Origin of the sequence: Streptomyces sp., from assembly GCF_036566765.1 — a bacterium.
GTDB lineage: Bacteria > Actinomycetota > Actinomycetes > Streptomycetales > Streptomycetaceae > Streptomyces.
Window position 1 is genome coordinate 1 of the sequence record NZ_DATCVQ010000278.1, and the last position, 8,640, is coordinate 8,640.

Annotated in this window: 11 protein-coding genes; 5 read left to right on the top strand and 6 right to left on the bottom strand. The window is 72.3% G+C overall.

Annotated elements, in window-relative coordinates; all coding sequences use genetic code 11:
- Window positions 1-410, top strand: a 410-nt coding sequence (locus VIU94_RS15460) for an alpha/beta fold hydrolase (protein ID WP_414720958.1), incomplete at its 5' end; no start/stop codon positions are given.
- Here the strand turns inward: VIU94_RS15460 and VIU94_RS15465 are convergent.
- The 4 genes from VIU94_RS15465 to VIU94_RS15480 all read right to left on the bottom strand — a co-directional run bounded on the left by VIU94_RS15465 (window position 398) and on the right by VIU94_RS15480 (window position 2,686).
- On the bottom strand, window positions 398-814 hold the full coding sequence (locus VIU94_RS15465; RefSeq protein WP_331911787.1) for a CBS domain-containing protein: 417 nt from the start codon (window positions 812-814) through the stop codon (window positions 398-400). The genes VIU94_RS15460 and VIU94_RS15465 overlap by 13 nt on opposite strands.
- A 117-nt stretch (window positions 815-931) precedes the next feature.
- Window positions 932-1,600, bottom strand: coding sequence for a DUF305 domain-containing protein (locus VIU94_RS15470; RefSeq protein WP_331911789.1), 669 nt, complete (start codon window positions 1,598-1,600; stop codon window positions 932-934).
- A gap of 2 nt (window positions 1,601-1,602) precedes the next feature.
- The gene (locus VIU94_RS15475) at window positions 1,603-2,250 is read right to left on the bottom strand and encodes a thioredoxin-like domain-containing protein (RefSeq protein ID WP_331911791.1); all 648 of its coding nucleotides are present in this window, start codon (window positions 2,248-2,250) and stop codon (window positions 1,603-1,605) included.
- Between the two features lie 79 nt (window positions 2,251-2,329).
- Window positions 2,330-2,686 (bottom strand): hypothetical protein, encoded by a 357-nt coding sequence (locus VIU94_RS15480; RefSeq protein ID WP_331911793.1) that lies wholly within the window; start codon window positions 2,684-2,686, stop codon window positions 2,330-2,332.
- A gap of 319 nt (window positions 2,687-3,005) precedes the next feature.
- Between VIU94_RS15480 and glnA2 the strand changes: the two genes are divergently transcribed.
- The 3 genes from glnA2 (at window position 3,006) to VIU94_RS15495 (ending at window position 5,325) form a co-directional block, all read left to right on the top strand.
- The gene (glnA2, locus tag VIU94_RS15485) at window positions 3,006-4,367 is read left to right on the top strand and encodes a gamma-glutamylpolyamine synthetase GlnA2 (protein ID WP_331911795.1); all 1,362 of its coding nucleotides are present in this window, start codon (window positions 3,006-3,008) and stop codon (window positions 4,365-4,367) included.
- A 27-nt stretch (window positions 4,368-4,394) separates the two neighbouring features.
- Window positions 4,395-4,805, top strand: a complete 411-nt coding sequence (locus tag VIU94_RS15490; protein ID WP_331911797.1) for a hypothetical protein — start codon at window positions 4,395-4,397, stop codon at window positions 4,803-4,805.
- Window positions 4,806-4,878: 73 nt separating this feature from the next.
- Window positions 4,879-5,325: a GNAT family N-acetyltransferase gene (locus VIU94_RS15495; RefSeq protein ID WP_331911799.1), complete on the top strand. Its 447-nt coding sequence runs from the start codon at window positions 4,879-4,881 to the stop codon at window positions 5,323-5,325.
- 98 nt (window positions 5,326-5,423) lie between these two features.
- Here VIU94_RS15495 and VIU94_RS15500 read toward each other — a convergent pair whose 3' ends face one another.
- The gene (locus VIU94_RS15500; protein ID WP_331911801.1) at window positions 5,424-5,855 is read right to left on the bottom strand and encodes a VOC family protein; all 432 of its coding nucleotides are present in this window, start codon (window positions 5,853-5,855) and stop codon (window positions 5,424-5,426) included.
- 9 nt (window positions 5,856-5,864) lie between these two features.
- Window positions 5,865-6,368 carry a pyridoxamine 5'-phosphate oxidase family protein gene (locus VIU94_RS15505; RefSeq protein ID WP_331911803.1) on the bottom strand — a complete coding sequence of 168 codons (504 nt, stop codon included), beginning with the start codon at window positions 6,366-6,368 and terminating at the stop codon, window positions 5,865-5,867.
- Between the two features lie 123 nt (window positions 6,369-6,491).
- Here VIU94_RS15505 and VIU94_RS15510 point away from each other — a divergent pair.
- On the top strand, window positions 6,492-8,640 hold a 2,149-nt coding region (locus tag VIU94_RS15510; protein ID WP_331911805.1), incomplete at its 3' end, for a bifunctional [glutamine synthetase] adenylyltransferase/[glutamine synthetase]-adenylyl-L-tyrosine phosphorylase.

Consider the following 8,640-nt stretch of genomic DNA (forward strand, 5'->3'; position numbering starts at 1 on the left):
TCGGGCCGCTCGCCCGACGCGCCTCGGTACGGCTCTCCCGGCACTCCGGCGGCGACCCGGCCCCGGCCGCCCTGGTGCGCCGCTGCTACGCGACCTCACGGGTGATGAACGGCGCGCTCCTGGAGAACGCCCACTACCGGGCCGTCGCCGCCGAACTCCTGGCGCTGCGCGAACAGTCGCCGCTGCCGCCCGGCCTGCCCGTCACCGTCCTCGCCGCCCCCGACGGCTCGCGCCGCTGGGCCGCGCGCCAGCGCGCACTGGCCGGGCGGCTCGGCGCCCGCTTCGAGGCGGTCGAACCGGCGGGGCATCTGATCATGCTGGACCGCCCGGACACGGTGGCCCGGGCGGTCCTGGAGCAGATCGGAGCGCCCGAGGGCGCGTCAGGACGCGTAGCGGTTCAGGACGCGTAGACGTTCGCGCAGAACTCCTTGAGCTGCTGGTCGGTCAGGTGCTTGGCGAGGTCCGCCTCGCTGATCATGCCGACGAGCTTCTTGTTCTCGATGACGGGCAGCCGGCGGATCTGGTGCCCCTCCATCTCGGTCAGCACTTCCTGGACGTCGGAGCCCGCGTCGATCCACCGCGGAGTGCCCTGCGTCATCTCGCCGCACGTCACCTTTGCCGGGTCGTGCCCCATCGCGACGCAGCGGATGACGATGTCGCGGTCCGTGATGATGCCGCACAGGCGCTCGTTCTCGTCGGCGACCGGCAGCGCGCCCACGTTGAGGTCGCGCATCAGCTGGGCCGCGCGGTCCAGCGTCTCGTGCCGGGGGATCCACTGGGCCCCGGGGTGCATGATGTCCTTCGCCGTGGTCATGGGGTGCGTACCTCCGTAGAACGTCGTGCGTACGTCCCCGAGCACCATTCATTGTCCGTGGACGGCGCGGCCCCCGCGACCGCAGCGGGTCGCGGGGGCCGTCCGGCCGGTCCGGGCTCAGGGGCGCGGTGCCGCGCCCCGCTTCTTCAGCAGCTCCGTCATCAGCGCGATCTCCGACTCCTGGGCGTCGACCATGCCCTGCGCCAGATCCCGCTCGACCGCCACCGTGCACTTGTCCACACAGCCCTTGGCCATGTGCACCCCGCCCTTGTGGTGGTCGATCATCAGCTGGAGGAAGAAGACCTCGGCCTGCTTCCCGCCCAGCGTGCCCAGCCGCTTCACCTCGGCGGCCGTCGCCATGCCCGGCATCAGCGGGTCGCCCGCGGCGCCGGCCTCGTCGTGCCCGCCGCCGTGGCCGGAGTGCCCGGCGTCGCCCATGTCCATCCAGGCCATCGGCTCGGTGCCGGACTCGACCTTGGGCAGCGCCCACAGGTCCAGCCAGCCCATCATGGTGCCGCGCTGCCCGGCCTGGGTGTTGGCGATGTCGTACGCCAGCCGGCGCACCTCCTCGTCCTGGGTGCGGTCCCGGACGACGAACGACATCTCCACCGCCTGCTGGTGATGGACCGACATGTCGCGGGCGAAGCCCGCGTCCGCCGAGTCACGGGCCGGGACGGCGATCCCGGCGGGCTCCTCGTCGCGCTGCGCGGAGGTGACCGTCGCGGCCGCGGCGAAGAGGAAGGCGAGCACCACCGCGGTGATGGCCGCCCAGTGCGTGCGGGTCATCCTCACTGCGACAGCCCGCCCATGCACGCGGCGCGCGGCTCGGGCGTCTGCGGGCCCTGCACGTACTTGGTGAAGAACTGGTCGACCCGCGGGTCGTCCGCGCCGTCCACGGTGACCTGCTTGCCCCAGGCGGACAGCATGATCGAGCCGGCCTGGTCCTTCACGGGGCTCATCAGGGTGTACGGGGTCTTGTCGACCTTCGCCTCGAGCTTCTTCACGTCGTCGGCGGAGGCCTTGTCGTTGTACGTCACCCAGACCGCGCCGTGCTCCAGGGAGTGGACGGCGTTCCGCTCGGGGATCGGCTTCTTGTAGACGTCGCCGTCGCAGTTCATCCACACCTGGTCGTGGTCGCCGCCGACCGCGGGCTTCATCGGGTAGGTGACCGCCGTGGTGACGTGGTTACGGCCGAGCTTCTTGGCGTCCCAGGACTTCTCCTCCTGCACGGGCGCCTTGGCGAGGGTCTCCTGCTGCTCCTTCTCGTTCGCCTTGCTGTTGATCACCCAGCCGCCGAAGCCGACCAGGCCGAGGACGATGACTCCGGCGATGCTGAGGGTCAGGATCCGGTTGCGGCGCTCACGGGCCTGCTCGGCGCGGCGCATCCCCTCTATTCGGGCGCGGCGGTCGGCGGTGACGGAGCTCTTGGCAGCCATGGTGGACGTCCTTCTTCGTGAATGAGCGGGGGACTGCTGACGGATGTGCGACGGGCCCGGTGGTCGTGGGCCGGCCCGGCTACGTCCGCAGCACCTGGAGGACGTGCAGATCGGGCGCGCGCGGCCGGGCGTCGGCGCGGTGCGCCCGTACGGCGCCGTGCGGAGCTTCGAGCCGCTGCGGCCGGCCGTCCGCGTGCAGCGGCGGGTCGAGCGGCGGCGCGGTGAGCACGGCGGGGCCGAGCGAGGGGAAGATGCGGCAGTCACCGCGGTCGTACGGGCAGACGTACTCGTCGACGCCGACGGCCACGGGGTTCACGGGCGTCATCGCCCGGGCGGCCGCGGGGGCGTCCGGATGGTGCGCGGGCGTCCCCTTCGCCACGCCCAGGCAGATGAAGAGCGCGGCGAGGAGCGTCGCCACGGCACTCAGCAGTGCCACGGGACGCGCGTGACGTGGGATGCGGACGCGCCGCGGGACCCCCATGGGCCGAGATCGTAGTGGCCCGCACCCCCGATGCGGCAGGGTGGGCCGGAACGGGCCGGTGGGACGAGGGAGGAATCGGCCGGGGACGCGGAGGGAATCGGTCGGGGACGCGGAGGGAATCGGCCCGTCCCCCGTTACCTGCGCCACACCTGAACAGGCAGTATGGGTGTGCAACGTGCACGAAACCATGTGGTGGGATGCTCAGGTGCCCCCCGATGAGCCCCGAGGCGGTGGGAGCAGGCGGCCTGACCAGCAAGGATGGGTAGGAACGTAGATGGACAAGCAGCAGGAGTTCGTCCTCCGCACGCTCGAGGAGCGCGACATCCGGTTCGTGCGCCTGTGGTTCACCGACGTGCTCGGCTTCCTCAAGTCGGTCGCCGTGGCCCCCGCCGAGCTGGAACAGGCCTTCGACGAGGGCATCGGCTTCGACGGCTCGGCGATCGAGGGCTTCGCCCGGGTCTACGAGTCCGACATGATCGCCAAGCCGGACCCGGGCACCTTCCAGATCCTGCCGTGGCGGGCCGAGGCCCCCGGCACGGCCCGGATGTTCTGCGACATCCTCATGCCCGACGGCTCCCCGTCCTTCGCCGACCCGCGCTTCGTGCTCAAGCGGATGCTGGCCAAGACCTCGGACCTGGGCTTCACCTTCTACACCCACCCCGAGATCGAGTTCTTCCTGCTGAAGAGCAAGCCGCTGGACGGCTCCCGGCCGACGCCCGCGGACAACTCCGGCTACTTCGACCACACCCCGCAGAACGTCGGCATGGACTTCCGCCGGCAGGCCATCACGATGCTCGAGTCGATGGGCATCTCGGTGGAGTTCAGCCACCACGAGGGCGCGCCGGGCCAGCAGGAGATCGACCTGCGCTACGCCGACGCGCTGTCCACCGCCGACAACATCATGACCTTCCGCCTGGTCATGAAGCAGGTCGCGCTGGAGCAGGGCGTGCAGGCGACGTTCATGCCGAAGCCGTTCTCGGAGTACCCCGGCTCGGGCATGCACACCCACCTGTCGCTCTTCGAGGGCGACCGGAACGCGTTCTACGAGTCGGGCGCGGAGTACCAGCTGTCGAAGGTGGGCCGCTCCTTCATCGCCGGCCTGCTCAAGCACGCCGCCGAGATCTCGGCCGTCACCAACCAGTGGGTCAACTCCTACAAGCGCATCTGGGGCGGCTCGGCCCGCAGCGCGGGCGCGGGCGGCGAGGCCCCCTCGTACATCTGCTGGGGCCACAACAACCGTTCGGCGCTGATCCGGGTCCCCATGTACAAGCCCGGCAAGACCGGCTCGTCCCGGGTCGAGGTCCGCTCCATCGACTCCGGCGCGAACCCGTACCTGACGTACGCGGTCCTGCTCGCCGCCGGCCTCAAGGGCATCGAGGAGGGCTACGAACTCCCCGCCGGCGCCGACGACGACGTCTGGGCCCTCTCCGACGCCGAACGCCGCGCGATGGGCATCGCCCCGCTGCCGCAGAACCTCGGCGAGGCGATCGACCTGATGGAGAAGAGCGAACTGGTCGCCGAGACACTCGGCGAGCACGTCTTCGACTTCTTCCTCAGGAACAAGAAGCAGGAGTGGGAGGAGTACCGCTCAGAGGTCACCGCCTTCGAGCTCCGGAAGAACCTGCCGGTGCTGTAACCGGACCGGCGCGGCGGACGTCTCGGCATGTCGGGCGTGGAGCTCGTTCCCACCGTCCCCAACCGGATCGCCAACACCGTCCTGGGCGGCGCGCCGGCCGTCGGCTTCGCCGTGTACGCGGCGCAGGGAGCCGGCTGGGCGGCCGCCGTGGCCCTGGCGTTCCTGGCGCTCGCGGTGCGGGGGTGGCGCGCGGGCGTGCGGTGCGAGCCGGGGCGGCTGGTCGTACGGGGCTATCTGTGGACCCGCAGGATCGAGCGGTCCCGGATCACCGCGGTGACGGACTTCCCCGCCGTCCGCTGGACCGCCCGGCGCGGGCGGCCGCGGTGGACCCCGATCCTGGTCCTGGTCGCGAGTCCGGCCGAGACCGCCGGGGTGTACCGCCGCAAGCAGGAGAACACGGCACGCCTGCGGCGCTGGGCGACCGGCCGCCGTCGGTGACTCGGCCGGTTCGCGGGCGTCGTCACCGGCAAATGCGTTGCACCGGCGCGAGGTGCGGTCGACACTGCCGCTCGTGAGCGACGCGACGATCATCGAGACGGCCCGCATCCTGCTGCACCCGCTCTCCGAGGCGGAGGCCCGGCGGATCGTCGAGGGGGATCGCGGTCCCGGCGACCGCTGGGCCGAGGGGTACCCCGGCGACTTCGACGTCGCCGGGGCGCGCGGATTTCTGGACGGGGTCGCCGCGCACGGCGACCCCGGGGTCTACCGGGCGTACGAGATACGCCGCCTCGCCGACGGCGTCGCCATCGGCGGCATCGGCTTCCACGGGCCGCCCGACCCCGCCGGCGTCGTCACCGTCGGCTACGGCCTCGTCCCCGCCGTCCGCGGCCACGGCTACGCCGCCGAGTCGCTGCGCGCCCTGATCGACCGCGCCCGCGAAGCCGGCGCCACGGCCGTCCGCGGGGACGCCGACCTCGGGAACCTCGCCTCTGGGGGTCCCCCCAGGGCGAAGCCCTAGGGGGAGGGTGATGGAGGCGGCGGGGATGGCGTACGAGAGTGAGGACGAGCGGGTGCGGAACTACCGTCTGGTGTTCTGACCGCCCGGCGCTGCGGACCTCAGCGTTCCGAGAGTTCCGAGGGGGCCTCCTGGACGACCCAGGTGTTGCCGTCCGGGTCGGCGAAGGTCATGAAGGAGTTCCAGGTCTCGCCCTTGCCGTCCTCCCAGCCCTTCGCGCCGACGTGCCGGATCGCGCTCGCCTGTACGCCGTTGTCGACGAGCGCCGTGCGGGCCGCCTCGATGTCGGTGACGCACAGCTGGAGGCCGTGCAGCGAGCCCGGGGCCATCGAGCCGGCGCCGGGGGTCTGCGGCATGCCGGAGAGCATGGCGATCGAGCAGCGCGAGCCGGGCGGGGTCAGCTGGATGATGCGCATGCCCGGCGCGATCTCGTCGTCCAGGTCCACCTTGAAGCCGACCTTGTCGGCGTAGAACTCCTTCGCCCGGTCAAGGTCGGTGACGGGGACCGGCACGACTTCCAGCGTCCAGTTCATCGGCTCTCCTCAGAAGGCCCAGCGGGTCTGGCCGAACGGCTCGCCCTTCGCGAAGCCGAAGACCTTGTGCGGGGCGACCGCGAACACCACCGCGGATCCACCGTCGCTCACGAACCCGCCGTCCCGCACCTCGAAGCGCCAATCCGGTCCGTACTTCTCCACGTACGCCGCCGCCAGCTCCGCCAGCCGCGCCTCGTCCGTGACCCGCTCCGCCGTGCCCTCCACCACCAGGTCCAGGCCTTCGTCGAGCCGGCCCGTGCCCGTGGTCAGCACCACCCCCTGGTTCTCCGCCAGGTTGCGCGCCTTGCGCTCGTCGGGGCCGGTGCAGAAGTGCAGCGCGTCGCCGGACCAGACGGCGATCAGGGGGGTCACGTGGGGGCGGCCGTCAGGGCGTACCGTCGTCAGCCAGAACAGCTCGGCCGCCGCCAGCTGCTTCTCCGCCTCCGACCAGGCGAAGGCTGTGGCGCTCGGGTCGCTGAAGCGGGAATCCAGTTTCGTGGTCCTCGGGTCCATCGCCGTGCCTTTCGTTCGCGTGCCGGGGTCGTCCTGTAGAGGAGACTCTGCTCGCAGCGTGGACTCATCGGTGCGGATAGGCTCGATTTCGCAGGATGATCCACGGGTGGAGGGAGCGACGGGATGACGGGACCGGGGCGCAGGAGCAGCACGTTCACCCGGCTGCTGCGGCACGGTTTCACCGACCCGTCCCGCGCCGAGAGGCTGCTCGGCCTGCCGGAGCTGGCCGCGCTGCGCGACGACTCCGTCCTGATGGACGCGCTCGGCGGCACCGCCGACCCCGACCTCGCGCTGCACGGCCTGGTCCGGCTGGTCGAGGCGCAGGCCGACGCCGAGCGGCAGACCTTCACGACGACCCTGCTGTCCGCCAAGCCCTTCCGGGACCGGCTGCTCGGCGTGCTCGGCTCCTCCGAGGCGCTCGCCGACCACCTGGCCCGCCATCCCCGAGACTGGCAGGCCCTGGTCACGTACGAGGCCGCCGACCTGCACCCCGGGGTCGCCGAGTTCGAGCTGGGGCTCGCCGAGGCCGTCGACCCGGTGTCGCTGCGGGTCGCCTACCGCCGCTGCCTGCTCGCCATAGCGGCCCGTGACGTCTGCGGCACCACCGACGTCGCCCAGGCCGCCGCCGAGCTCGCCGACCTCGCCACCGCCACGCTGCGCGCCGCGCTCGCCATCGCCCGGACGGCCGCGCCCGCCGACGCCGCGCAGTGCCGGCTCGCGGTCATCGCGATGGGCAAGTGCGGCGGTCACGAGCTCAACTACGTCTCCGACGTCGACGTGATCTTCGTGGCCGAGGCGATGGAGGGCGCCGACGAGGGCAAGGCCATGCAGGCCGCCACCCGGCTCGCCTCGCACCTGATGCGGATCTGCTCCGAGACCACCGTCGAGGGCTCCATCTGGCCGGTCGACGCCAACCTGCGCCCCGAGGGCCGCAACGGCCCGCTGGTGCGCACCCTCAGCTCGCACCTCGCCTACTACCAGCGCTGGGCCAAGACCTGGGAGTTCCAGGCGCTGTTGAAGGCCCGCGCGGTGGCCGGCGACCCGGAGCTGGGCGCCGAGTACATCGAGGCCGTCTCGCCGATGGTCTGGCAGGCCGCCGAGCGCGAGAACTTCGTCCCCGACGTGCAGAAGATGCGCCGCCGGGTCGTCGACAACATCCCCGCCGCGCAGGTCGACCGCGAGCTGAAGCTCGGCCCCGGGGGCCTGCGGGACGTCGAGTTCGCCGTCCAGCTCCTGCAGTTGGTGCACGGCCGCAGCGACGCGACGCTGCGCAGCGGCACCACCCTCGACGCGCTCGGCGCGCTCGCCGCCGGCGGCTACGTGGGCCGCGCCGACGCCGCCCAGCTCGACGACGCGTACCGCTTCCTGCGCGCCATGGAGCACCGCATCCAGCTGTACCGGCTGCGCCGCACCCATCTCGTCCCCGAGGACGAGACCGACCTGCGACGGCTCGGCCGCTCCCTCGGCCTGCGCACCGACCCGGTCGCCGACCTGAACAAGGAGTGGCGCCGGCACGCCTCCGTCGTCCGGCGGCTGCACGAGAAGCTGTTCTACCGGCCGCTGCTCGACGCCGTCGCCCAGCTCGCGCCCGGCGAGACCCGGCTCAGCCCCAAGGCCGCCGGGCAGCGTCTGGAGGCGCTCGGGTACGCGGACCCCGCCGCCGCCCTGCGCCACCTGGAGGCGCTGTCCTCCGGGGTCTCCCGCAAGGCCGCGATCCAGCGGACCCTGCTGCCGGTGCTGCTCGGCTGGTTCGCCGACTCGGCCGACCCGGACGCGGGCCTGCTCGGCTTCCGCAAGGTGTCCGACGCGCTCGGCAAGACGCCCTGGTATCTGCGGCTGCTGCGCGACGAGGGCGCGGCCGCGGAGAACCTGGCGCGCGTGCTCTCCGCCGGGCGGCTCGCCCCCGACCTGCTGCTGCGGGCCCCCGAGGCGGTGGCGCTGCTCGGCGATCCGGAGGGCCTGAAGCCGCGCAGCCGGGACCATCTGGAGCAGGAGATCCTGGCAGCGGTGGGGCGCGCGGACACCGCGGAGGTGGCAGTCGCGGTGGCTCGTGGGGTGCGCCGCCGCGAGCTGTTCCGTACCGCCGCCGCGGACCTGATCGGCTCGTACGGCACCGAGGACAATCCCGCCGAGGCGGACCCCGGTGCCTTGGTGAACCGGGTCGGGAACGCGGTCACCGACCTGAACAAGGAGTGGCGCCGGCACGCCTCCGTCGTCCGGCGGCTGCACGAGAAGCTGTTCTACCGGCCGCTGCTCGACGCCGTCGCCCAGC

What these genes read in the sequence shown, in the direction of transcription:
- VIU94_RS15465 (WP_331911787.1), bottom strand. Translation starts at nt 814, where the DNA reads ATGACCACGGCGAAGGACATCATGCACCCCGGGGCCCAGTGGATCCCC.
- VIU94_RS15470 (WP_331911789.1), bottom strand. Translation starts at nt 1,600, where the DNA reads ATGACCCGCACGCACTGGGCGGCCATCACCGCGGTGGTGCTCGCCTTC.
- VIU94_RS15475 (WP_331911791.1), bottom strand. Translation starts at nt 2,250, where the DNA reads ATGGCTGCCAAGAGCTCCGTCACCGCCGACCGCCGCGCCCGAATAGAG.
- glnA2 (WP_331911795.1), top strand. Translation starts at nt 3,006, where the DNA reads ATGGACAAGCAGCAGGAGTTCGTCCTCCGCACGCTCGAGGAGCGCGAC.
- VIU94_RS15490 (WP_331911797.1), top strand. Translation starts at nt 4,395, where the DNA reads ATGTCGGGCGTGGAGCTCGTTCCCACCGTCCCCAACCGGATCGCCAAC.
- VIU94_RS15500 (WP_331911801.1), bottom strand. Translation starts at nt 5,855, where the DNA reads ATGAACTGGACGCTGGAAGTCGTGCCGGTCCCCGTCACCGACCTTGAC.
- VIU94_RS15505 (WP_331911803.1), bottom strand. Translation starts at nt 6,368, where the DNA reads ATGGACCCGAGGACCACGAAACTGGATTCCCGCTTCAGCGACCCGAGC.